Genomic DNA, 23,864 nt, shown 5'->3' on the forward strand with positions numbered 1-23,864 from the left:
GGCCCCGCATCGATCAGATCACCGACGATCCAGCAACCAGACGGGACCGATCAATGGCCGCCATCACAGCCGATGGGCTGACCAAGAGCTACCGTGGGGTCGAGGTGCTCAGGGCACTCGACGTCGTCGTGGAAGACGGCAGCGTCGCCGCTTTCCTCGGACCGAACGGCGCAGGCAAGACCACGCTTGTCGAGATCCTCGAAGGGCACCGGGGGCGCGACTCCGGATCGCTGTCAGTCTTCGGGTACGACCCCGGACACGTCGTGGACTTCCGACGGCTCAGGACGGTCATCGGCGTCGTCATGCAGCAGACGCTCCTCGAGCCCGCGCTGACGCCGCGCGACCTGCTCCTCCGGCAGGCCAGCTACTACTCGGACCCCGTGCCGCTCGCAGAATCAGTGAGCCGGTTCGGCCTCGATGAGTTTGCGCGGAAGCCGGTCCGGTCTCTGTCTGGCGGGATGCGTCGTCGTCTCGACCTTGCGTTGGCGTTCGTCGGTCGCCCGCGGATCCTGTTCCTCGACGAACCGTCGACCGGCCTCGACCCGATCTCACGACACTCGATCCGCGAGCTCGTTGCCGACGCGAACCGGGCCGGGGTGACCGTGGTGCTCACGTCCCACGACCTCGACGAGGTCCAGCAGCTGGCCGACGCCGTCCACATCCTCCGTGACGGCCGCTTCGCCGCGAGCGGCAGCCCACGGGACATCGTGAAGCGGTCAGCCGCTCCTGGACGGGTCGAGTTCGATCTCCCCGCAGGCGAACGCGAGCTGCTCCCAGCCGGAGCCGTCCGAGTCGGCAAGCGTCTCCGGTACTCCACTCCGTCCCACAGCGAACTCCTCGAACAGCTGCGATCGTGGGAGGCCTCGACGGGACACAACCTCGGTGAGCTGACCATCGCCGCACCCACCCTCGACGATGCGTACGTCAAGCTCGTCGGTGAACCGGAGGTCTCCGCGTGACGATCGCATCAACCGCTGGACGGCGACACGACTTTGCCAAGAGTTTCCTCTTGCACACACGATCAGAATTCGTCGACTTCTGGATGTCGGTCATTTCTCTCGCGTTCATCGTGCTCATGCCCGTCATGTTCTACGTCGTGTTCGGAGTCGCATTCCTGAGCGCTGCGGACAGCATCCGTTCCGTGAACGGTGCGGAGATCCGACAGGCCGATCTCAGTTACGCGGGCGTGCTCACGTTCGCGTCGATGTCGGTGACCTTCGCGAACGTCGCGATCGGCTTGGCGATCCGCCGCGAACACGGACTGTTCCGTCGGTTCCGGACGACACCGGTACCGCCGTGGGTCGTCATGGGTGCGTTCCTCGTGAACATCTTCGTCACCCTGGTCATCGTGCTCGCGGTGGTCTCCGCAATCGGGTTCCTCGGTCTTCGAGTCACTATGGACCCCGACCGCGTCGTGCCGCTCCTCGTGACGGCAGTGCTCGGCTTCATCGCCCTGTCGCCCATCGGTGTGGCGCTCTCGCTGCTCCCGCCGAACGCCGACGCGGCAGTCCCGATCGTCAACGGGATCTTCTTCCCGCTCGCGTTCCTGTCGGGCGCGTTCATCACGGTGCCGCTCGGTGCCTTCGTCGACGCCATCGTCCCCTACCTCCCCGGCGCACCGCTCTTCCAGCTCTTCGCTGCGGTCTTCTCGGAGGGCGCGTTCGTCTGGGACGGTCGACAAGTGCTGATCCTGCTCGGCTGGGCCGTCATCGGGATCGTCCTGTCCGGGGCTTTTTTCCGGTGGGCATCCGAGCGCGAGCCTCGGGGCTTCACTCGCAGGAAGTCAGCCGAGTAAGCCATGTTCACAGGGAGACAGGCGGTGCGGGTCGATCTCACACCGCGATGGATGGTGCGCGAGAACACCTACCGGTACCGAGTGCTCCGGCACGAGGGGGGCGTGGAACTCGACCGTCGTCTGGCTGAGATCCACGAACGATCCGCTCAGCGCGAGGCACTGCGCGAAGCGACGATCCGCGAACTCGAACCGACTCATCCCGCTGCTGGACGGGGTGAGTCGACGGCAGGCACTCGCGGCGAAGCGTGCGGTCCACAATGCTGCGACGACGATCCCGCCGATGGGGCCGGAGCTGTTCGACGCGGCTCCGCTGACGTCCGCGTGGTCGCGGAACACGCAGCGCATGGCAGAGGCGGGGGGCGCCGTCGACGAGCTCGAGGAGCGCGACCTGGCGTCCGAACGCGCGGTTCTCTCGGCCTGGGCCCAGGACGAGCGCGTCCAGCAGAGCGTTGCGATGACCAGCACCGTGCTCCTACACGCCCTGCGTGGCAGCGCTCGTGGGGGCAGCCCGGACAAGCGGGGGCGCAAGTCCGAACCGGCATTGGTGCAGTACTTCTCACGATCGACGCTGCGCGTGAGTCCCTTCTCGCGCTACACAGCGGTCGACGTCCGTGTGCTCGGAGACCTGCCCTCCGACGACGACCATGGAATCCGGAGTGCCGTGGCGGTGAAGCGACTGCTCACACGGCACGCGGTACGGAGAGCGACATCCGACCCGGTCAACATCGATCACGTCGTCTGGACCACACCCCCCGGTGCGGAACTGGAGGGTGGCACCTTGACGTTTCGCCGTCGCAGCTGGGTCGCACTTGCTCCGGGTGCTCGCCTCGACGCGTTCCGGGAGGTCGACGTCTCGTGGCCCGTGCCGGAGGCCTGGCGGTCGACCGTCGCTGTGCTCCTGGCGACCCCGCCGGGGTCCCTGCGTGACCTCGCTGCGCGGACCAGCAGTGATGCCCCGCATCACTTCGAGACCGTGCACGCAGGCCTCGCGCAGCTCGCCTCCAGAGGGCTCCTCTACCCTGTCGATCCGGTCTCGGAACAGGACCCGGACTTCGAGGGCTCCTTGCTCGATGCGCTTCGCGCATGGCCAGGCGTCGGCGCGCAGGACCTAGTGGCTGCCCTGCGGTTGACGCACCAGCTGACCATGGGGTTCGGCAAGCTCGGGGGTGCGGAACGAACAGCGCGCCTCGAGATCCTGGAACGCGCCTGGTCCACCGCGGTCGGCGCCGCTGTCACGGCGCCGATCGTCGAGGACTCTTACGTCACGACTTCCGCGTCCGTCCCGTCCCCGGACGGATGGCGCGATCCCATCCGCGGCCTCTCACCGTTGCTCACCGCACTCGACGATCAGCGCCTGTTGTCGACGGCGCTCGAGGCCACGTTCGTAGCCGAGTACGGCGAGGGCGGCGTCTGCACCGACATCAGGCGCTTCGCCGCGAAGACCGCCGGCGCGTTCCCGCTCGCGCAACAGCTCCTGGCTGGTGACACCGACGGCGCGCCCTCGACAGCTGTCCTTGGGCTGCTCAACGCGAGAGCGATGGCAGCTCGGCACCTGAACGAGCTGTCGCGAGTCGATGCGGTAGAGGTCTCCGTCGATCAGGCGGTCCTCGACGCGTTGACGAGCACCCTCCCGGACGCCGAGATCGCCCGACGCCGCACCGTGGCCGTGTTCGGGCAGGTCGCCGGGAACCGCTTCGTCGTCAACCACCTCTATGGCGGACGACTGCGGTACTTCAGCCGGTACCTGCGCCAGCTCGACCCCGAGCACACGGAGGCGCTCCGGAGTCACCTCCGCTCCCAGACCGGCGGAGCGCTCAGCTTGCAGCTGCGCCCCACCCTCGGGTTCAACGCCAACCTCTCACCGTTGCTCACGGAGGCCGAACTCGTCCTCGACGACGACGTCCCCCACGGCACCGACACCCGACGGATCGAAGACCTCGCCATCGTGCACGGACCCACGGGCCTCGCGGTCGTCGAACGGGCTACGGGCCGCGCGGTCGAGATGGTCTACACCGGGTTCCTGGTGCCGCACGCGCTTCCGGCGACCGAGATGCTGCTCGCGATGCTCGCCGAGGCGCCCTTCTACGGGTTCGGGGACGTCAGCATGGACCTGCACCGCCGCGGACCGGCCGCTCGAGCTCCTCGGATCGTGCACGAGGGCTTGGTCCTGTTCCGTCGCCGGTGGGCAATCGAACCGAGGACGCTGCTCAAGCGAGTTGACGAGTCATCCGCGCAGCACTTCCGACGTCTCGACACCGACCGGCGAGCTGCGCAGATGCCGTCACAGGTGTTCTTCCGTGCCCTGCGTGGCGGATACGCCACACCGATGGAGCGAGTCATGAGCCCCAAGCCGCAGCACCACGACTTCCTCAGCAGGCTCCACACTTCGACGATCCGCCGCCGCCTGGGGGACCTCGGGCCGATGGTGATGGCGGAGGAACTCCTCCCCGAGCCGACAGTGGGCACTGCCGCATCTGAGACCTTCTTCGAAGCCACGATCACCGGGGACCGACCATGACGACCACCACCATCCGGGTCGACCACCGTGCCGAACCCTCACAATTGATCAGCGATGGGATCCTCGCCTTCCTGCCGCAGCTCCGCGACGTCGAGGTCTGGTTGCAGGTGCACTGGCTCTTCGGTCCGCACATCCTCGTCAACATCAGCGGCGGCCAGTCAGCGGTGGACGAAGCGCGGGCCCGCTTGGTCGCGCACGTGTCGGCGTGGTTGGCCGAGACGCCGTCCAGCGTGGACTTCGATGAGGCGGCATACGTCGAACGCTCCCGGGACCTCGGACGCCTCGAGCTTGTTCCGGGGCCGCATGCGCCGCTCCGACCGGACAACCACGTCGAAGTCGTGGACCGGCGGCTCGACACCTTCATCCGTGACGAAGCGTTGTTCGAGGCGAAGGGGAGGGTCCTGGCGCGTGCGATGCGCGACCCGCGCTTCGTGCACATGACGAAGCGGCCCGCCGAACAGAACGCTGACTCGGTCTACACGTCGATGTGCATCCTCGCGACGTCGTACCCGAAGTGGGGTCTCGTCTCCGGGTACCAGGCCTTCCTGTCGCACTGGAAGGAGCAGCTTCACTGGTCGGACCCGTCCGGCCGTGCTGAGTCGGTCTTGCGCGCGTCGTTCCAGCGACAGCAGGAGGACCTCGTGCGACGCCTGCAGGAGGTCTACAGCGGCGTGTCACCGACCGGCGGGGACAGCGCGTTCTGGGCGGAGTGGCAAGCAGCCGCGAGCGAGGAAGCGCATCGACTGGCCGCCCGCGAGCAGGTCCTCCCGTACCCGCTGCCGGAACGGCACGACCGCGCAGTGTCGATTGACGACGACACAGGGCGCCGCTGGTCCGGTTCGGACGAGCGCACCTACAGCGACTTCCACGAGCAGTTCCGACGACTCGACTTCACGAAGCTCGGCAACGGCACGGACTTCGCCGCGTACCGCTACCTGATCAACTGCTTCTTCGACCTCTTGCCGCTCATGGGCGTGACGCCGGCGCAGCGGTACACGCTCGCCTTCTACCTGACGGAGGCGGCGCAGATCGTGGTCGGTGAGACGTGGCAGGGAACGATCGATCGGGCCATCGACAGGCAAGAACGCCTGGCGGATGCGGCGCCGACGTTGCCGTGGAAGGGCTGACGACATGGACGGGCAACTCGGATCGGTGGCCACGACCAGTGTTCGGCTCCGTGCCACGGTGTCGAGCCGTGACATGGAGGGGCGCGGCGTGGCGATCAGCGCCGGCGGATCGGCGGTGGTCATCAACGGCCTGCACGGTGTGACGCTGTGGCATGCCGTCGAACCACACCTGCGGCGCGGTGTCGCTCCCGCTGACTTCGTGGCGACGCTCCCCTCCAGTGCGCGGTCGACGATGCGTTCGCTGATGAACGAGCTCGAGCACCACGGGCTCCTGGTGCGGCACGAGGCCGAGGACGACGCCGCTGCGGCGCACCCGGCGATCGACTTCTTCCAACGCGTCTCACACGCACCGTTGGCCGCCGCACGCCGGGCCGCGTCGACGTCACTCACGATCACCGGCGCGACGGACGACCTCGCGAACGCGCTCGCCGCGCAGCTCGCGCTCTGCGGCTTCGCGGGCGTCGAGTTCGAGGGCACCGACGACCGACTCGGGCGTCTCCCGGTCGTGATCCGCGGGGCGGACGATCATGGCCGGCGCACGCTCGTCCTGATCGGCGCACGCGCAGGATACTGTGCCGTCGGACCGATCGACGGGCTCGTCGACGACACCGCAGGAGCTGACTTCCAACGCTGGGCGGCTGAGGCGCCGTCCTCGATCGGTCCGAACTGGGCGGCGTTGGTCGCCGGTCAGGCAGCACTCGCCGCGCTGCGGGCCATGGACACCACGTCTGGCGCTTCGACGGGGAACACGTACGTCACCTCGACGGCAGAGCTCATTGCCGAAGCTCGGCCGTTCACCGCGTTCGCCGACCGTGTGGAACCCGAGGCGCTCCGTGTCGCCGACCTCGACGTCGCTTCCGGAACGGGTACGTCCGTGCCCGACACGCTGGCGTCCATGGAAGCGTTGTGGGACCCGGTGTTCGGCGTCGTCTCCGGTGCCGTTCCGGCCGAGCTGCCGCAACAGCCCGTGGGTCTCGCCGTCTCCGGGGACGCAAGAGTGATCGGCATCGGTACGTCGACTGCGGAGGCGCGGCTCGACGCCGTCGCCGAGGAGCTCGGGAGCGCGTGGCGTTCCCGTACGCTGCCGAGTGATCCGCTCGGCCACCTTGGTGTCGGGCCGACGACGACCGACGCTGCTGCGACGGCTCTCGTCGCACTGCTCGAAGCGGACTCGGATGCCCAGCGGGGCATCGACACGACGTCCCGTGGCGCCGTGATCACGAGCACCGCCCGCTGGCTCGCATCGGCGGCGGTCTTGATCCTCGGCCGCGAAGTTTCGGTCGAGTCGACCTGGCTCGCCGGAAGGTGGTCGGGGATCGTTCGCGTGGTCGCGGACCTCGGCGACGGTGCTCGGGGCGTCGCGTACGGACTACGCGAGGAGCGTGCCGCCGAAGGGGCGCTGCTCCGAGCCGTCGGGCGGGCGCAGTGCGGTGACACCGCGCGGACGTCGCCGATCGGTGCCCTCTGGTCGGGCAACCGCGAGTTGCTCAGGTGGCCCGGGCTCGAGGGCGCTGTGCGGTTCTCGCGTCTGCACGCCGGCGGCTGGGACGAGCTTGGCGCGCTGGCCGTGACGGCGGAGGCTGTCTCGTGAGCGGCGTAGCGGTGGCCGAGCCCGTCGGCAAACCCGTCCGACGGTTCGCTGACCTGCTGATCATCGGCCCGGACCCCGCACCGGACGAGGCAGGGTGCGGCGAATGCGCCGAATGCTGGGCGCTCGACGTGCGTCCGCAGGCCGTGCCGACATCCGGGGCGCGGTCCGCGGGACTGCTCGAGCAGCTGACTGCTCGTCTGGCTCGCCTGCCGTTGCCGTCCGGCCACGTCATGGTCCTCGACACGTCGAACGGCTCGTCGTCGTTGCACAAGATCACGCCGCACAGCGCGTGCTCGCGGTGCGCGCCCCTCATTCGAGCATCGGCACCGTCGCGGTGGGACCTCCGTTCGCCGCAGCCGCCCCTCGCCGGAAGCGTCCGGACGCGGGCGCTGGACGGACAGCACCTGCGAGACGAACTCGTCGACTGGCGGTTCGGGCCGATCGCGCACGTGTACCGAGACGAGGAATCGCCGTTCCCGCTCGTGACCGCAGAGGCCATCGCACCCGGGTCCGCCCACCGCGAGGGCGGCTACGGGCGGGCCAGCAGCTTCGCAGAGAGCGAGGTGCCCGCGTTGCTCGAGGGCGTGGAGCGAGTGCTCGGCGGGCATCGACAGCCGTCTGCTCGAACCGTGCGGGCCTCCTGGGAATCGCTCGGGGACCGGGCTCTGGACCCACGGTCGCTGGCGGAGCACACGCCGGAGACGTACGAGCGGGCGGACTCCCCGTTCCGGCGGTTCGACCCGACCGAGGAGATGGACTGGGTCGAGGGCTGGTGGCTTTCGTACGACCGACCGGTCCTCGTGCCGGCGCAGCTCGTCTACTGGCACGAGAACGCTGGGGCCGATGCGCTGCTGTACGAATCGTCGAACGGCTGTGCCGTCGGTGGTTCGGTCGAGGAAGCAGCCCTGCACGGGTATTTCGAGATCGTGGAACGCGACGCCTTCCTCCTGACCTGGTACGGGCGCTTGCGTCTCCGGGAGATCGACATCAGCGAGGAGTCCGCGTTCGCGGACACCCTGCTCCGCCTCGCACGCGACGGGCTTCGGCTCCGGGTCCTCGACGCGACGAGCGACCTCGGGATCCCGGTGGCGATCGCCATCGTCACGGCACCGGACGAGCTCGTCCGCTCCGGGTGTGCTCCGGCGTTCTCGCTGGCTGCGGGAGCGCATCCGTCGGGCAACCGAGCGATAGCTGCGGCGATCGAGGAGTGCGTGACGAACGCGCTCATGTACCCGAAGTGGGTCACGATGCGCGAGTCCGTCCGTGTGGACCACTACCGACCGATGCTCCACGACCACGAGCTCGTGCACGTTCTCGAGGACCACACCGGCATGCACGGGCTCTCGGAGGCACGCGGACTTTGGGGCTTCCTCGATGATCCGTGTGGTCGGGTGTCACTCGACGAGTTCCTCGCGCGGGGGCGGCCCGCTCCTGAGGACGTCGTTGCCGAGTTGCGGCACCACGTCGACGTGGCAGCCTGCGTCGGCGTGACAGTCCTCGCGGTCGACCAGAGCGCCCCGCACCTCCGAGACATGGGAGTGTTCACCGTGAAGGTGATGGCTCCAGGGACCATGCCCATGACCTTCGGGCACCTGAACCGTCGTGTCGACAACGTGCCTCGGCTGGCGCGAGCAGCGTCCGTCATCCACGGAGCGGTCCCGGCAGGAACCTGGGGGGAAACTCCGCCCCCTCACCCGTTCCCGTGAACCGGCTGGCATGGGAGAGCGCCGGCCAGGCGCTCTGGGACGCGGGGCCTGGTCGCGACGTGGGGACGGTGCGGACGCTCTTCGAGACCGATCGACACGTCGCCGGCCTGTTGGCCGAGGACGGATTCGACGAAACGCTCGCGGGTGCGGTGCAATGGCTCCAGCGCAGTACCGAGTCGTCGCACGAGCCCGGTGCCGACTGGCGGACATCCGTCCTGGCGACCGTCTGGGAGGCGCACAGGACCCGGCGCGTCGCGCCGGATGACCGGTACGTCGCCCACCGCGCCTACCCCGCGCCGCGAGGGATCTTCGCCGCGGACGCGGTCCTCGAGGTGGAGGGCCCCATCGGCGCCCGTCAGGTCCGGTTCGGTCCGCTCGGCGCCGGTCAGCCGTCGCCGCCCGGGTGTCCGTGGGTGTCGGCGCACCTCGGGTTCGACGTGTACCCGGCTCGCTACCCCACCCCGTACGGAGGGCTCCGGACGACCCTCGCCGACCTCGAGTCGGGGCACCTCGCAGCGACGGTCGCTCTCTGCGCGCGCCGCGCTGGCATCACCACTGCGCTTCAACGCTGCGCCGGCAGCGACGCGCACGCTTCGTTCCGACTCCGTTTCCTCCCCGAGGGACCGTCGGACCCGTTGCTCGACAAGTGTGTCGACACGGCGGCGGCGGGCTCGGCGAGCGACTTGCGAACGTGGCTTGACCGGCGGTCGAGCGGCCGATCGAGTGAGAACCTCGTCACCAGCGGTCCCGTCACGGACGAGCAGGCCGAGGCGGTGCACCGAGCGCTGCAGGCCGGACTCGAGCTCGTGGGCGAGCACGTACCGGACGGTGGGATCCGACTCCTGGCCCACGGCGCCGAACCCGGGTGCCTCGACACCGTGCGGGTCGTCGACCTGGGGGCCTCGGACAGCGGACGCACCCTTCGCAGTCGTCCCCGCATGACGTCGTCCCGCGGGATCACATTCGTGGTCGAACCGCGGCTCCTCGCGGGGCTGCACGGCTCGGAGACGCACCGTGTCGTCCCGTTTCTGCTGGGGTGGATCGCGCAGTGGGGGTGTCTGGCGGCAGCGGGGATCGGCATCGCATCGCGTCCGGCCCGGAACCACGACGAGGTCGAGTGGGCGGATGCACTCGACGCCGATCCGAACGCGGTGATCGGGTACCAGTTGTGGCTCCGGACAATGCCGATCGAGGCCCAGGACGTTCCGTGGTCGACGAGAGGGATCAGGCTGTGAACACGGCGTGGCGCACTGCGCACATCTACCTGCACAACTCGACGGCGACCCTGTCGGAGTTCATCGCCGACACCGTCGTCCCGTCGGTTCGCGGAATCGCGCCCACGGACTGGCACTTCGTCCGGTACTGGTGGGGAGGACCCCACCTGCGTGTCAGGATGCGCGGGGTCGGGGCGGCCGCCCACGCAGAATGGGTTTGCGGCATGCGCGCCGCCCTGCCGCCCGCTGAGCTGCACCTCGACGAAGCCTCTTTCAGTACCGAGTTCACGAGCACCTCGCCGGTCGGGTGGCAGGAGCACGGCCAGATCGTGATCGACGTGCCCTACGAAGCCGAACTCGCGCGGTACGGCGGGGCGGCGGCGATGGCGTCGTCGGAGCGAGCGTTCACGCAGGCGAGCCAGATCGCGGGAGCGCTGCTCGGTGCCCGCCCGCGCAGCCCCGAGCTGCGACTGATCGCGAGTGACACGATGACGCTCGCGATGCATGCGCTCGGGCTGGACGGTCATGGCGGTGCCCGCTCAGCGCACCGGTACTTCGGTTCGTGGGAATTCGTGGGGGAACAGCAGACCAGCGGCCCCGAAGCCCGGCGCGCAGCCGAGGCGACCTTCGAGGTCGATCCGGATCGGTGGCTGCAGCGGAAGGACGCCGTCATCCGATCGGCCGGAGACGGGTCCGACACCTGGAGAGCGTCCCTGTTCCAGCTCTTCTCCAGCCTCGTCACCGACCTGGAGGCGCTTCGTGCTCGTGGCGACGAACTGGAGAACAGCGTGGCCGGCGTGCTCTGGAGCCAGGTCCACATGTTCTGCAACCGACTCGGGGTACCCGTCTCCGATGAACGCGTCGCCGCATGGCTCACTGCATCGCAGTGGCGGGGACCGGTTGACCGTCGGTACTTCAACGACGACTCCGCCGCGCCCGACAGGCACTACCTCCGAGCAAGCGGGTACCGCCGGGCACGGATGGGCTCGGACCAGATGCCACGCTTCGACGTCCGCGACACCGCGCCGGACCTCGGCCGACACCAGGTCACCCCGCTGCCGGAGTCGCAGGGCGGCCCCACGCTCGGGGCGGCCCTCACGCGCAGACGGAGCACCTACGGGTCGTACGGCACGACGCTGGCGGCGTCGGTCCTCGGCGGTCTCCTGCGATCCGCGATCGGCGAGGTGCCGACCGGACCGGCGGTGCCCGTACGACCGCAGACAGCACGGCGGGCGTACCCGAGCCCGAGCGCGGCGTACGCCGTCGACGCGTTCGTGATCGTCCGCGACGTCGAGGGTGTCGAGGCGGGCTGTTACCGGTACGACGCCGCGCGACACGCTCTCGAACGATGGACGGACGTGCCCACCGACGACGAACTCGCGCGGTGGTCGCCCTCGTTCAGCGACATCGCAGGTACACCGCTCGCGGTCGAGCACGAGACCGTCCCGGTGATCGTCGCCTTGGCGCCGAGGCTCGACGACCTGCGTGTGAAGTACGGGCAGCGGGCGCTGCGGCTGACCCTGCTCGAAGCGGGACACATGAGCCAGAACCTCATCCTGGTGTCCACCGCGCTCGACATGCCGAGCGTGCCGTTGTCCGCGTACGACGACGACGCCGTGAACGAGTGCCTGCACCTCGATGGTGTCGGATCGTTCACCGCCGCGATCATCCCGATCGGGGCGCCGAGGAAGACCACAGCGATCGGAGGGGACGCCGCCCATGAATGACGACGAGAAGAACCTGCGGTGCGCGAGCACCGAAATCGCGTCGGCGGGCTTCGCCGTGGCGAGTCTGGCGCTCGGGATGACCCTGGGGTGCCCGGGCATCGGCGCCGTGCGGGGAGCAGCGGTCGGGTTGTTCGGGCGGCCCCGGGCGCTCACCTCCTGGACTTACTCGTGAAGCTCGTCCCACGCGGATTGGCCGTCGCACGCGAGGCCTTCGCCCGACTGCACGCGTGGCCTGAACCAGCAGGGAACGAGGTGGTGTCGAGCGCCGTCGTCGCTCATCTCTGTCGCGACATCGGAGCGATGGTGACGACCGGGGTCGGCGGCCACGGTGTGGTCGCCCGTATCGGGACCGGGAAGCCAGTCGTCGCCCTGCGTGCGGAACTCGACGCGCTGGCGACGAGCGACGGTGCCGAGCACCTGTGCGGGCACGACATGCACTCGGCAGCGGTCGTCGGAGCTCTCGCCGCACTGCAAGCAGGGGAGGCGCCGCGAACGGGTACCGTGCTCGCGATCTTCCAACCGGCCGAGGAAACGGGGACCGGGGCGGCTGCCATGGTGGCTGCCGGGATCGACCAGCTCGTTCCTACGCCGGCGGTGCTGCTGGCGCAGCACTCGTCGCCGCTTCCACACGACGTGGTGGCGTTCAGGCCCGGTCCGATCACATCGTGGAACGAGACGGCGTCCATCGACCTGACTGCTCCCGGAGGGCATCCGGGGCTCATCGGTAGCGAGCGGCACGCGTTGACTGTCGCATTCAGTCGACTCGTCCATGCCGTTGATCCGCGGATCGGCCAGGTGACCCGGGCGCGGCTCGGCGGGTCTGCGAACAACGCGCTCCCGAACAGTGCCACGGTGACGGTTGACCTCCGTGCGGCGGACGAACCGTCTCTCACCTCTCTTCGGCAGGCGCTCGGACGCCTGCTCGACGATGTCGTCGTCGAAGGTGTCGTGTACTCCACGGCGGCAACGCGGACCTTCGACGGGGCCAACAACGACCCGGATGCCGCTGATCTGCTGTACCGCGCCTTCGTCGAACACGGACGCAGCGCCGTCCTGATGCCGGGGCCGTCGGGGACCTCAGACGACGTAGGGGTGCTTGCGAACGCGCTCGGAGCCCCGCTCTGCTACTGGTTCTGGGGTGTGTCCGGAAGCTCCCGGATGCCGCCGGAGGACCGAGCGGCGCTGGCGGCGGGTCGGGCGCCGGTCAGCGTGCCCGCCAACCACTCTCCGCTCTTCTCGGCATCTGACCTGTCGCTCGAGAGCGGACTGATGAACCTGCTGATCGCGCTGTCAGCATGGGACTCTCCACGGACCATCCGCGGCGAGACGCAGACCGACGAGCCGGCCCGAACGCCCTCTTCGCCAGTCGAAACCACCGAAGGGAACGACCCTGTCCGGATCCGTGCTTGAGCTGCCAGGCCCCGACTTCGGCGAACTCGAGATCTTTTCGGTGCGCGAGACCATCGCCGCGCCGAAGGCTGGCGTGACGAGCGGCAGCAGCTCCTGCTGTTCAGCTGGTTCCTGCGGCTGAGCTGAGAAGCGAGGTGGGGAGCGCACCCTCCCTGCCTCGGTCGGAGCCAGCGAGAGGGAAGCCGAATCAGGGTCGTGGCATCGATGTCACCGGACAGCGCGGAAGTGGACATGGAACGACCGATGGAGGAGTACGGAGAAATCATGACGGATTGGACTGGAATGCTCTGGGTTCTGGTGCCGGTGACGGCGATCATCTGCGGAGTGGTGTACTCGATGGCTCGACTTCGGTGGGGAGCTGATCGAGGACACGGCAACTGGGCAGTTGCCGAGCGCACGGCGGCCACGCAGCAAGAGCTGGCAAGTACGCTCGCGGGCATTGAACGACGCCTCGACGGCATCGAGCGGGCGTTGCGGCAGGCTGAGTGAGCTGACCGCGTCACGGCCGGCTGTCGAGTGAGGGTGTCCGCGTGGCGCGATGCGACCGCGGGGGCGCGAGCAGCCACGGCCGGATGAGCTTCGTCACGAACGGCAGCACCCAGAACGTCATGATCGGCGTGAGCACGACCGTCGTGATGAGCACCCGGGGGAACGCGGCGAGCCCGGCGAACGACGGCACCAGCAGTCCGACGACGATCGTGAACGCGAGGTTGACCGGGAAGAACCCGAGCCAGATGCTCACGGCCTGCTTCCACCGCGGGGGAGCGCTCGACGACGGGGCGTCCTCGGGGACGTCGAACCAGCCCTCGATCCCGGTGCGCTTCTCCACGCGGGACTCGACCACGAGATCGCGGCCCAGGTCGAGCCACCGCAGCCGGTCGTCGGAGTTCTCCCACGTCGACAGGGAGTCGTGGTCGGCGAAGCGGTAGAGCATGTGCCACTCGCGGGACTGGGCCCGTGAGCGGACCCACCCGGACCCGAGGAAGCCCGGGTACCGGTTCGCCAGGTTCACCCCGGACTGCACCCAGCGGGTGACCTCGGGGATGCGCTCCGGCTCGACCAGGCGGGTGATGGACACGGTGACAGGTGGGCCGGCGGTCTCGGGTGACGACTGCAGCATCCCAGGCTCTTGTGGAGTCATGGCACCAGTGTCGCGGACCCGTGTTACACGCTCGTGACGGCGGCGTCCCCGACACGGGGCGGGGCACCGACCACCGGGTGGTGGTCGGTGCCCCGCAGGTCATCCGGACGTGTGTCGGTCGGCGCTCACTTCGTCGCCGTGACCGCCACCTTCGTCGCCGAGGTGGTGACACGACCCGAGTCGTTGGTGAAGACGGCCCGGTACTGCCGGCCGTTCACCGCCGTCGTGGCGGTGAAGGTGTAGCTCGCCTTCGTCGCACCGACCTGGGTCACCCAGGAGCGACCGCCGTCCGTGCTCCGCTGCCACTGCACCGTCGGCGTGGGGCTGCCGGAGGCCGCGGCGGACAGCGTGACCTTCGTGCCGGCCTTGACCGACACCTTCGTCACGGGCTGCTTCGTCACGACCGGCTTGGCGGCGGGCGCGGTGACCGTGACCTGGCCGGCGGCGCTCGTGTTGCCCGCCACGTCGGTCGCCCGGAAGCGGACGACCTTCGGGGTGTCGGACACGGTGACCCGACCGGAGTACGTCTTCCAGGTCGTGCCGTCCAGGGAGTACTGGATGGTCGCGACGCCGGAGAGCGCGTCCTCGGCGGTCAGGGTCAGCTGGCCCTTCGTCGCCGTCCCCGCCGTGACGGTCGGGGCGGTGCGGTCGATGCGGACGGTGGTCTCGAGCAGCTTCGAGATCGATCCGTCCGTGCCGACGGCCAGGGCGCGGAGCTGGTGTTCGCCCTCGTCCGAGATCGTCACCGGGTCGGAGGCCGGGAGCAGTTCGCCCTGGTCGACCGACAGGTACAGGCGTGCGTCGTCGTCCGTGGACGTGACGCGGACCGTCACCGGTGCGGCGGACCACCCCGCAGCGTTCGGCTTCGGCGAGACGCCGACCGCGACGGACGGTCCGTCACCGGTCTGCTCGGTGAGCACCGCGCCCTTCGTCACCGACTGGTAGTCGACGAGGTCGGAGAACTGCGCGGTGTAGGGCTGCACCGAGATCCCGGAGACGCCCTTCGCCTCGGCGAGCTGCTGGAAGCCAGCGGTCTGCGACGCGGTGGCGAGGATCCGGCTCGCGCTGCGCTGCAGGTCGCCCAGGCGCAGGTTGTAGCCGGTCGCCGGGTAGTTCCCGGTGACGGTGACCGTGTACGCCACGACCGGTGAGGTGCTGTCCGCCGGGTCCTGGTGCTGCACTCCGGTGACGGAGATCCCGGCCTTCTGCGCGGCACTCAGCGTGGTGCCGGCGAGCAGGCCGGTGACGTCGGCGTAGGCGGCCTGGACGGAGGCGTACGGAGCGTTGGCCGCGTACGTCTCGTTGTTGATGGCGTCACGCGTCGTCGTCCCGGAGAGGGGCGTCTTCGTCAGGTCGGTCGTCGCGTCCACCGTGGTGGCGATCGACTGGGTGCCGGTCGCGGCGGGCGTCAGGCCGCCGAACTGCCAGGCGGTCGACGTCCGGGTCGGGGTGACGGTCCTCGTGTACGCGGGCAGGCCGGACACGTCGATGGTGGGAGCGACCTGCTTGAGGGCGTTGAGGATCTCGTTCGGGTTGCCGCCGGGCTCGATGAGGTCGTTGCCCGCGTACATGACGCCGGTCGCCCCGGTGCGCGGTCCTGCGCCCCAGTCGGTCATCACGGTGCCGGCGAAGCCCCACTCGCCGCGGAGGACGTCCGTGTTGAGGTCGTAGCTCCCCGACGCGTACGTGCCGTTGACCTTGTTGTACGAGGTCATCACGGCCATCGGCTGGGCGCTCTTCACGGCGATCTCGAACCCGCGCAGGTAGATCTCGCGGCTTGCCCGCTCGCTGATGACGTCGTTCGAGGTGGTCCGTGCGGTCTCCTGGTTGTTGCCGTAGAAGTGCTTGATCGTGACGCCGGCGCCGGGGATGCTCTGCACGCCCTTCGTCATGGCCGCCGCGGTCAGGCCGGTGAGCAGCGGGTCCTCGGAGTAGTACTCGAAGTTGCGCCCGTTGAGCGGGTCGCGGTGGATGTTCATGCCGGGTGCGAGCCAGAGCGCGACGCCGTACTCCGACATCTCCTGACCGACGGCGACACCGACCTCCTGCACGAGGTCCGGGTCCCAGGTCTGCGCGAGCAGGGTGCCGATCGGCCACGCGGTGCCGAACTGGTAGGTCGCCGGGGTGGTCGACGTCTTCTGCGTGATGCGCAGACCGGCTGGGCCGTCGGCGAGCGTCATGCCCGGCAGTCCGCGGTCCTCGTACTTCGCCGTCGTGTACCCGGCGGCGCCGATCGCGGTCGCGGTGGTGCCGGCGGCGCTGGCGCCCTCGACGATGTTCGCGAGCTGGGTGGCGCTGAGACTCGCCACGAACTGCTGCATCGTGATCCGGCCGGTCTTCACGTCGAACAGGGTCGAGTTCGGCACGACGGCCACGGGCTCCGTCGTCTCACCCGTCTTCGGGGCGTAGGGCTTGCCCGTGCCCTCCCAGTCGGTGGTCGCGGCGTCCACGTACGCGGTCACCGAGGCGATGGTGTCGCCGTCGATCGCTGCGTAGGGCGAGTCGGCTGCGACCGGCACGTCCTGCTCCAGCGCCGAGGCGTGGTCAGGAGCCGTGAAGCCGGTGGTGTCGAGCGGGACGACGGGGGCGTCGGCGAGCTGCTGCGCCTCTTCCGGGTACGACCAGAAGTCCGCCGGGTCGCTGGTGCGCTCGGTGGCCGGTCGCTGGTCGTCGAGCTCGTTGGCGAGCTGTTCCGTCGTGGTGGTGGCGCCGAGCCGGAGCTTCGCGGCCACGCTGGTGTTCCGCGACGAGTCACCGACGCGGATGACGTAGTCACCGGCCTCCATCGTGTTGGCGGCCTTCGTCTCGTCGTAGGACGCCATGTCGGTGGTGGTGTACCGGATCGTCACGGTCTGCGACGCTCCGGGGGCCAGGCTGTCCGTCTTCGCGGAGCCGGCGAGCTGCTGGTACGGCTTGTCGAGACCGGTCTGCGGCGCGGAGAAGTAGGTCTGGACGACGTCCTTGCCGGAGGCCTCGGTCCCGACGTTCGTGACGCGGGCCTTGACGGAGACGGTCGACATGTCCGCGGTGACGCCGAGCGGCTCCACCTGGAACTGCGTGTACGAGAGCCCGTACCCGAACGGGTACTCGACGACGCTCGCCGGGTCCGCGGGGTCGAGCGAGCGGTACATCGAGTCGAACCAGCGGTAGCCGACGTAGATGCCCTCGCTGTACTGCTCCTCGGCGCTGTTGCCGTCGTTGTTCGCGAAGGTCGCCGCTGCCGGGTAGTACGAGTACTTCGAGGCCCAGGTGTCAGTGAGCTTGCCGGACGGCGTGACCGTGCCGTTGAGCACCTGGGTGAGCGCCGTGCCGGACTCCTGGCCCGCCTGGCTCATGAGCAGGATCGAGTCGAGCGGCTTGCCGCCGTCCGGGTCGTTGGCCGACTTGTTGATGTCGTCGAAGAACGCCGTGTCGACGATCCCGCCGACGTTGAGGACGACGACGACCTTCCGGTACGTCTGCCCGATGATCTGCAGGTCGTCCTTCTCGGTGTCGGTCAGCTGGTAGTCGCCGGCGCCGGGGGAGCGGTCGCTGCCCTCGCCGGAGTTCCGCGCGACGACGTAGACGGCGGTGTCGGTCGGTGCGGTGGGCTGCACGGTCGTCCGGGTCAGCCGCTGTTCCACCGAGGAGTAGTCGATGGAGGGGCCGAAGCCGCCGGCGTTGGTGGTGCCGTACTTGGTGTCGAAGGCGTTCTTCACGGCGTCGGAGTAGGCGGGGGCGGTGGTGATCTGGTACCCGGCGTTCTGCAGCCCCTGTCGGACCGAGATCGTGTAGCGGTTGTTGACGTTGCCCGAACCGGTGCCGCCCTTCACGGTGGCGTAGGCACCGACGCCGTAGACGGCGACAGCGCCGTCCTTCGCCATCGGCAGCGCGTCGTCGTTGTTCTCGAGCAGGACCATCCCCTGGCTGGCGGCGCGCTGACTCAGCGCGGCGTTCGCCTTCTCGAGTGGACCCTGGTTGGGGTTGGTGGTCGCGGCGTTCGCGAACCCGGCCCCGGTGACGACGAGCGCCCCCGTGACGCAGACCGCGAGTGCGGCCCTGACGGCGATCCGCGGGGATCGCCTGTTCTCCACATGCATCGAGTTGTCCTCTCTGACAACGTCGTACGCGTCGACCGTCACCCCCACCACGTCCCTGTGGCGAGGAGGCAGAACCGGTCTCGGCGTGGTTCTGACGGAACAATCCCGGACCGTATTCGGGATTCGCGGAGCCTGTCAAGGCTCGAAGTCGACGATCGGCCTGCTTCCAGGGCCGCCGTGTCCGGACCGCGCAGGGCAGCCCCACCCGGATGCGCTCTCCGGATGAACCGGCCGTCGTCGGACTGGGCAGCGAGGCCGCGGCGCGCGCCCGCACCGTCGCGGAGGACACTGGTGCCTTGGAGGTTCAGCCCATGGACACGACGAACCACGCGTCCGCCGACACCGAGCGCGGGCGGCACGAGACCCCGACGGAGCGGTGGGACCGCAACTGGATCGACATCCAGCAGGAACTCCGGATCGTGCAGACCGGCACGCAGATCCTGGCCGGCTTCCTGCTGACGCTGCCGTTCCAGCAGCGGTTCTCGACCCTGACCGATGCGCAGGAGACGGTCTACCTGGTGCTCGTCGTGCTCGCGGTCGTGGTCACCGTCGTCGCGCTGTCCGCCGTCGCGACGCACCGGCTCGTCTTCCGACAGCGGCAGAAGCACGACCTGGTCCGGGTCGGGAACGCCGTCCTGTTGACGGCGCTGATCGCGAGTGCCCTGCTGTTCGCCGGGACGGTCCTGTTCGTGTTCGACGTGGTGGTCGGCGATGCCGGCGGGCTGATCGGCGGCGCGGCCGTCTTCGTGGGGACCGCGCTGCTCTGGACGGCTCTGCCGCTGTCGCTGCGCAGGACGCGCCGCGACGACGGCTAGCTGGCCTGCTTCTTCGCCGCGGGCTTCTTGGCGGGGGCCTTCTCGGCTGGTGCCTTCTTCGCCGCCGGCTTCTTCGCGGCCGGCTTCTTCGCGGGGGCCTTCTTCGTCTCCGATCCGGACGCCTTCGACCCGGAACCGGAACCGGAACCGGAGCCGGAGCCGGAGCCGGAGCCGGAGCCGGAGCCGGACCCGGACGACCGCGAGCCGCTCGACGGACGCGACCCCGAGCCTCCCGTCCGCTTCTTGTCCACGGACGCGCGCAGCGCAGCCATCAGGTCGATGACGTCACCACCCTCGTCGTCGTCGGACGCAGCCTGCTCGCCGAACGTCGCGGCGGTGTCGACGTCGTCGCCGGACTCGAGCTTGGCGTCGATGAGCTGCTGGAGCTCGGCCTGGTACTCGTCGGTGTAGCGGTCGGGGTCGAAGTCCGTCGACATGCTCTCGACGAGGGACGACGACATCTTCAGCTCGTTCGCGCTCACCTTCACCGAGGTGTCGAGTGCCGCGAAGTCCGCGGACCGGACCTCGTCGCCCCACAGGAGCCCCTGCAGGAGCAGCACGTCGTCGTGCACGCGGAGCACGCCGAGCCGGGTCTTCTGACGGAGCGTGAACTGCACGACGGCGAGACGGTCGGTCTCCTCGAGGGTGCGGCGGAGCAGGACGTAGGCCTTCGGGGAGCGGGAGTCGGGTTCGAGGTAGTAGGTCTTCTCGAACATCATCGGGTCGACCTGCTCGACGGGCACGAACTCGAGGACCTCGATCTCGTGCGACTGCTCCTGGGGCAGCTTCTTGAAGTCGTCGGCGGTCAGGACGACGGTCTTCTCGCCGTCGTCGTAGGCGCGCTCGATGTCGGCGTACTCGACCTCGTGCCCGAGCTCGCACACCCGCTTGTACCGGATGCGGGCCTTGTCCTCGTCGTGGACCTGGTGCATGGAGACGTCGTGGGTCTCGGTGGCGGCGTAGACCTTGATCGGCACGTTCACCAGCCCGAACGCGATGGAACCCTTCCAGATCGACCTCATCACCACATGATGCCCGTGTGCGCCCGGGAACGTCCGGGTGCAGGGCACGAGCCGAGCACGGACCGAGCGACCACCGAGCACGATGGGGCCATGAGCCAGCTGGACAAGGACGACCCGCGCACGCAGTACGCCCGCCCGCCGTTCCCCGCGCAGACGCAGCAGGGATCGGGCCGTGCCAGCGAGATGGACCCGCCGCCGGACCACGGCGAGACGAGCTACGTCGGCACGGGCCGGATGCGCGGGTACCGGGTGCTCGTGACGGGTGCCGACTCGGGCATCGGCCGCGCCGCCGCGATCGCGATGGCGAAGGAGGGCGCCGACGTCGCGCTGAATGCCCTGCCCGAGGAGATCGACGACCTGACCGAGGTCCGCGACCTGATCGGTGACCTCGGGCGCCGGGCGGTGATGCTGCCGGGGGACCTCACCGACGAGGCCTTCTGCCAGGAGCTCGTCCGGACGGCGGTGAGCGAACTCGGCGGGCTCGACGCGCTCGTGCTCGTCGCCGGCACCCAGCAGGTGCACGAGGACGTCACCCAGCAGTCGACCGAGGACTTCGACCGCACGATGAAGGTCAACCTCTACGCGATGTTCTGGCTGGTGCGCGAGGCCGTCCCGCACATGGCCCCCGGCAGCGCGATCGTCACGACGAGCTCGGTGTCCGCGTACCAGCCACAGGACCGGATGATCGACTACGCGGCGACGAAGGCCGCGATCATCTCGTACACGAACGGCCTCGCCCGCCAGCTCGCGGCGAAGGGCATCCGCGCGAACACCGTCGTGCCGGGGCCCGTGTGGACGCCGCTGCAGCCGATCAGCTACCCGGGTGACGAGATCGCCGCGTACGGGCAGGACACCCCGTTCCGCCGTCCGGCGCAGCCCGTCGAGCTCGGCAGCGCGTACGTGTACCTCGCCGGACCGGAGTCCTCGTACACCTCCGGCACCACGCTGACGGTGGCGGGAGCGACCGGGGTCGCCCTGTGAGCCCCGAGGCGCGGACGGGACCCGAGGCGCGGACGGGGTCCGCCGCGCGGACAGGGTCCGCAGCGCGAACGGGGTCCGCAGCGCGGAAGACCACCGTGCTGGTCGGGGACCGCCGGCTCGCGCTGACGAACCTCGACAAGGTGCTCTACCCGGAGACCGGCACGACGAAGGGCCGGGTCGTCGAGTACTACGAGCACGTCGCGCCGTGGATGATCCCGCACGTGAAGGACCGGCCGGTCACCAGGAAGCGCTGGGCGAACGGCGTCGACGGCAAGGTCTTCTTCGAGAAGAACCTGCCCGACTCCGCGCCCGACTGGGTCCGGCACCACACGATCGAGCACTCCGACCACGACAACGAGTACCCGATCGTCGACGACCTGCCGACGCTGGTGTGGATGGCGCAGCAGGCCGCGCTCGAGCTCCACGTGCCGCAGTGGCGGTTCGGCCCACGCGGCGGGAGGCAGGACCCGGACCGCCTGGTGCTGGACCTCGACCCGGGCGAGGGCGTCGGGCTCGCCGAGTGCGTCGAGGTGGCCGTGGCCGCACGCGAGATCCTGCACGGCATGGGCCTCGACCCGTACCCGGTGACGTCCGGCTCGAAGGGCATCCACCTCTACGCAGCCCTCGACGGCCGCGCGTCGACGGACCAGGTGTCCGAGGTGGCCCACGAGCTGGCCAGGGCCCTCGAGCAGGACCTGCCCGACCTGGTGCTGTCGTCGATGAGCCGGGCGGAGCGGCGGGGCAAGGTCTTCGTCGACTGGTCGCAGAACAACGGCAACAAGACGACGATCGCGCCGTACTCCCTGCGCGGACGCGAGCGTCCGACCGTCGCCGCGCCCCGCACCTGGGAGGAGCTCACCGAGAAGGGGCTCGCCCAGCTGACGCTGGACGAGGTGCTCGAACGCCTGCAGGACCACGGCGACCTCCTCCACCCGGTCGCCGCCGGCGCCCTCTCGGTCGGCCGACCGGACGCTGGCCACTGGGACAGCGACCGCACGCAGGCCGCCAACGACGCGGAACGCGAAGCGCGGACGGGAGGCGCGGCGAACGACCGCCTGACGACCTACCGTTCCAAGCGGGACGCGTCGAAGACCCCGGAGCCGGTCCCGCAGGACGCGCCGACGGTCCGGAAGGACGGCACCCCGACCTTCGTCATCCAGGAGCACCACGCCACCCGCGACCACTACGACTTCCGGCTGGAGCACGACGGCGTGCTCGTGAGCTGGGCGCTGCCGAAGGGGGAACCGACCGACCCGGGTAAGAACCACCTCGCGGTGATGACCGAGGACCACCCGCTCGAGTACGGCTCCTTCGAGGGCACGATCCCGCACGACGAGTACGGCGGGGGCACGGTGACCCTCTGGGACGACGGCACCTACGACCTCGAGAAGTGGCGCGAGGGCGAGGAGGTCATCGTGACGCTGCACGGCCGGACGAACGGGAACCGTCGGCTCGCGCTCCTGCACACCCGCGGGCGCGGGAAGGGCCGGGAGGGCGACGAGAAGAACTGGCTCATCCACCGGACGAAGGACCAGCCCGACCCCGGGGCGGACGGCACCCGATCGGAGGATGCGGGGCGAGCCTCCCGTCCGGCAGCCGGCGGCGGACGCACGATGCCCGGCGGGGGCCGCACGACGCACGACGGGGGCGGTCCGCGCATCGCCCGAGCGGCCGAGGCCGACACCGACCCGGTCGAACGTCGCACCATGCAGGCGACGCTCGCCACGGGAGAGCCGACGCTCGACCCGGCGGACTGGGCGTTCGAGATGAAGTGGGACGGCGTCCGGGCGCTCGCGACGGTCCGCGACGGGGTGGTCTCGCTGCGCAGCCGGAACGGCAACGACCTGACGGCGCAGTACCCGGAGCTCGCGGAACTCGGGGAGCGGGCCGGGGTCGACGGGGTCTTCGACGGGGAGGTCGTGGCGCTCGACGACCGTGGCCGACCGTCCTTCCAGCTCCTGCAGAACCGGATGGGGCTCACGAAGAAGCGCGAGGTGGCGGCGGCACGTGCGCAGACGCCGGTGCGGTTCCTGCTGTTCGACGTGCTCGAGGCCGACGGGCACGAGCTGACCCGTCTCGGGTACGAGCACCGACGGCAGGCCCTCGAGACGGTCATCGACGCGGGCGGTGCGATCGAGGTGCCGCCGGCGCACGACGGTGACCTCGCGCGGGCCCTGGCGGACTCGGCGGAACGTGGACTCGAGGGCGTCGTCGCGAAGAAGCGCTCCTCGCGGTACGCGGAGGGACGACGGTCCGAGGCGTGGCTCAAGCTCAAGCACCACGCGACGCAGGAGGTCGTCGTGGCCGGGTGGAAGCCCGGCAGCGGGCGGCGCGAGGGCGGCATCGGGTCGCTGCTGCTCGGCATCCCCGGACCCGACGGTCTGCGCTACGTCGGCAAGGTGGGCACCGGGTTCCGCGACCGGGACCTCGACGAGATCGCCGACGTGCTCGGTCCCCTGGCACGGCAGGACTCACCGTTCCTCGACGTGCCGCGACCCGACGCGCGGGACGCCCGCTGGGTGGACCCGGAGCGCGTGGGGGAGGTCGAGTTCGCGGAGTGGACGGCCGACGGGCGGCTCCGGCAGCCGTCGTGGCGGGGTTGGCGTCCGGACAAGGCCCCGGGGGACGTCGTCCTGGAGTGATCCCGTCCACGTTCCGCATGCGTCCGCATGAGGTCCGCTGGAGGCGAACTTCCGTCCCCCGATCAGCGGGTCCACGGGGGACGATTCCCCTGCTCG

General features: G+C 69.7%; 18 protein-coding genes. 15 read left to right on the forward strand and 3 right to left on the reverse strand.

Annotated features, from left to right (window positions below; translation table 11 throughout):
- Window positions 1-53 precede the first annotated feature (53 nt).
- From OVA28_RS05685 to OVA28_RS05735, 12 genes are all read left to right on the forward strand, one after another.
- On the forward strand, window positions 54-959 hold the full coding sequence (locus OVA28_RS05685; protein ID WP_194659853.1) for an ABC transporter ATP-binding protein: 906 nt from the start codon (window positions 54-56) through the stop codon (window positions 957-959).
- Window positions 960-1,009: 50 nt separating this feature from the next.
- Window positions 1,010-1,795, forward strand: a complete 786-nt coding sequence (locus OVA28_RS05690) for an ABC transporter permease (protein ID WP_228504447.1) — start codon at window positions 1,010-1,012, stop codon at window positions 1,793-1,795.
- 214 nt (window positions 1,796-2,009) lie between these two features.
- A complete protein-coding gene (locus tag OVA28_RS05695; protein ID WP_268096115.1) occupies window positions 2,010-4,313 on the forward strand; it encodes a lantibiotic dehydratase in 2,304 nt (767 codons plus the stop codon).
- A complete protein-coding gene (locus OVA28_RS05700) occupies window positions 4,310-5,440 on the forward strand; it encodes a lantibiotic dehydratase C-terminal domain-containing protein (protein WP_268096116.1) in 1,131 nt (376 codons plus the stop codon). Before OVA28_RS05695 ends, OVA28_RS05700 begins: the two co-directional genes overlap by 4 nt.
- Window positions 5,441-5,444: 4 nt before the next feature.
- Window positions 5,445-7,031: a hypothetical protein gene (locus OVA28_RS05705; protein WP_268096117.1), complete on the forward strand. Its 1,587-nt coding sequence runs from the start codon at window positions 5,445-5,447 to the stop codon at window positions 7,029-7,031.
- Window positions 7,028-8,737: a YcaO-like family protein gene (locus OVA28_RS05710; protein WP_268096118.1), complete on the forward strand. Its 1,710-nt coding sequence runs from the start codon at window positions 7,028-7,030 to the stop codon at window positions 8,735-8,737. Before OVA28_RS05705 ends, OVA28_RS05710 begins: the two co-directional genes overlap by 4 nt.
- Window positions 8,734-9,972, forward strand: a complete 1,239-nt coding sequence (locus OVA28_RS05715) for a hypothetical protein (protein ID WP_268096119.1) — start codon at window positions 8,734-8,736, stop codon at window positions 9,970-9,972. The genes OVA28_RS05710 and OVA28_RS05715 overlap by 4 nt, the downstream gene beginning before the upstream one ends.
- On the forward strand, window positions 9,969-11,678 hold the full coding sequence (locus OVA28_RS05720) for a lantibiotic dehydratase C-terminal domain-containing protein (protein ID WP_268096120.1): 1,710 nt from the start codon (window positions 9,969-9,971) through the stop codon (window positions 11,676-11,678). The genes OVA28_RS05715 and OVA28_RS05720 overlap by 4 nt, the downstream gene beginning before the upstream one ends.
- Complete coding sequence (locus OVA28_RS05725) at window positions 11,671-11,850, forward strand: hypothetical protein (RefSeq protein WP_268096121.1); 180 nt, start codon at window positions 11,671-11,673, stop codon at window positions 11,848-11,850. Before OVA28_RS05720 ends, OVA28_RS05725 begins: the two co-directional genes overlap by 8 nt.
- Window positions 11,847-13,088 carry a M20/M25/M40 family metallo-hydrolase gene (locus OVA28_RS05730; RefSeq protein WP_268096122.1) on the forward strand — a complete coding sequence of 414 codons (1,242 nt, stop codon included), beginning with the start codon at window positions 11,847-11,849 and terminating at the stop codon, window positions 13,086-13,088. Before OVA28_RS05725 ends, OVA28_RS05730 begins: the two co-directional genes overlap by 4 nt.
- Window positions 13,081-13,209, forward strand: a complete 129-nt coding sequence (locus OVA28_RS19200) for a thiazolylpeptide-type bacteriocin (protein WP_442780765.1) — start codon at window positions 13,081-13,083, stop codon at window positions 13,207-13,209. Before OVA28_RS05730 ends, OVA28_RS19200 begins: the two co-directional genes overlap by 8 nt.
- An 83-nt stretch (window positions 13,210-13,292) precedes the next feature.
- Window positions 13,293-13,577 carry a hypothetical protein gene (locus tag OVA28_RS05735; protein WP_268096123.1) on the forward strand — a complete coding sequence of 95 codons (285 nt, stop codon included), beginning with the start codon at window positions 13,293-13,295 and terminating at the stop codon, window positions 13,575-13,577.
- Between the two features lie 10 nt (window positions 13,578-13,587).
- On the opposite strand, the gene OVA28_RS05740 is transcribed toward OVA28_RS05735, so the two are convergent.
- Window positions 13,588-14,229, reverse strand: a complete 642-nt coding sequence (locus OVA28_RS05740) for an antibiotic biosynthesis monooxygenase (protein ID WP_194659864.1) — start codon at window positions 14,227-14,229, stop codon at window positions 13,588-13,590.
- Between the two features lie 125 nt (window positions 14,230-14,354).
- On the reverse strand, window positions 14,355-18,308 hold the full coding sequence (locus OVA28_RS05745) for a glycoside hydrolase family 3 C-terminal domain-containing protein (RefSeq protein ID WP_268096124.1): 3,954 nt from the start codon (window positions 18,306-18,308) through the stop codon (window positions 14,355-14,357).
- 311 nt (window positions 18,309-18,619) lie between these two features.
- On the opposite strand from OVA28_RS05745, the gene OVA28_RS05750 reads away from it, so the two are divergent.
- The gene (locus OVA28_RS05750) at window positions 18,620-19,123 is read left to right on the forward strand and encodes a DUF6328 family protein (protein ID WP_268096125.1); all 504 of its coding nucleotides are present in this window, start codon (window positions 18,620-18,622) and stop codon (window positions 19,121-19,123) included.
- On the opposite strand, the gene ku is transcribed toward OVA28_RS05750, so the two are convergent.
- Complete coding sequence (ku, locus tag OVA28_RS05755) at window positions 19,120-20,145, reverse strand: non-homologous end joining protein Ku (protein ID WP_268096126.1); 1,026 nt, start codon at window positions 20,143-20,145, stop codon at window positions 19,120-19,122. The genes OVA28_RS05750 and ku overlap by 4 nt on opposite strands.
- Before the next feature lie 90 nt (window positions 20,146-20,235).
- Here ku and OVA28_RS05760 point away from each other — a divergent pair, with 90 nt between their 5' ends.
- Window positions 20,236-21,126, forward strand: coding sequence for an SDR family oxidoreductase (locus OVA28_RS05760; protein WP_268096127.1), 891 nt, complete (start codon window positions 20,236-20,238; stop codon window positions 21,124-21,126).
- Window positions 21,123-23,768 carry an ATP-dependent DNA ligase gene (locus OVA28_RS05765; protein WP_442780766.1) on the forward strand — a complete coding sequence of 882 codons (2,646 nt, stop codon included), beginning with the start codon at window positions 21,123-21,125 and terminating at the stop codon, window positions 23,766-23,768. Before OVA28_RS05760 ends, OVA28_RS05765 begins: the two co-directional genes overlap by 4 nt.
- The last annotated feature ends 96 nt before the right edge of the window (window positions 23,769-23,864 follow it).

The organism is Curtobacterium sp. SL109, assembly GCF_026672405.1.
Lineage (GTDB): Bacteria > Actinomycetota > Actinomycetes > Actinomycetales > Microbacteriaceae > Curtobacterium.

What these genes read in the sequence shown, in the direction of transcription:
- OVA28_RS05685 (WP_194659853.1), top strand. Translation starts at nt 54, where the DNA reads ATGGCCGCCATCACAGCCGATGGGCTGACCAAGAGCTACCGTGGGGTC.
- OVA28_RS05700 (WP_268096116.1), top strand. Translation starts at nt 4,310, where the DNA reads ATGACGACCACCACCATCCGGGTCGACCACCGTGCCGAACCCTCACAA.
- OVA28_RS05705 (WP_268096117.1), top strand. Translation starts at nt 5,445, where the DNA reads ATGGACGGGCAACTCGGATCGGTGGCCACGACCAGTGTTCGGCTCCGT.
- OVA28_RS05725 (WP_268096121.1), top strand. Translation starts at nt 11,671, where the DNA reads ATGAATGACGACGAGAAGAACCTGCGGTGCGCGAGCACCGAAATCGCG.
- OVA28_RS05735 (WP_268096123.1), top strand. Translation starts at nt 13,293, where the DNA reads ATGTCACCGGACAGCGCGGAAGTGGACATGGAACGACCGATGGAGGAG.
- OVA28_RS05740 (WP_194659864.1), bottom strand. Translation starts at nt 14,229, where the DNA reads ATGACTCCACAAGAGCCTGGGATGCTGCAGTCGTCACCCGAGACCGCC.
- OVA28_RS05745 (WP_268096124.1), bottom strand. Translation starts at nt 18,308, where the DNA reads ATGCATGTGGAGAACAGGCGATCCCCGCGGATCGCCGTCAGGGCCGCA.
- OVA28_RS05750 (WP_268096125.1), top strand. Translation starts at nt 18,620, where the DNA reads ATGGACACGACGAACCACGCGTCCGCCGACACCGAGCGCGGGCGGCAC.
- ku (WP_268096126.1), bottom strand. Translation starts at nt 20,145, where the DNA reads ATGAGGTCGATCTGGAAGGGTTCCATCGCGTTCGGGCTGGTGAACGTG.
- OVA28_RS05760 (WP_268096127.1), top strand. Translation starts at nt 20,236, where the DNA reads ATGAGCCAGCTGGACAAGGACGACCCGCGCACGCAGTACGCCCGCCCG.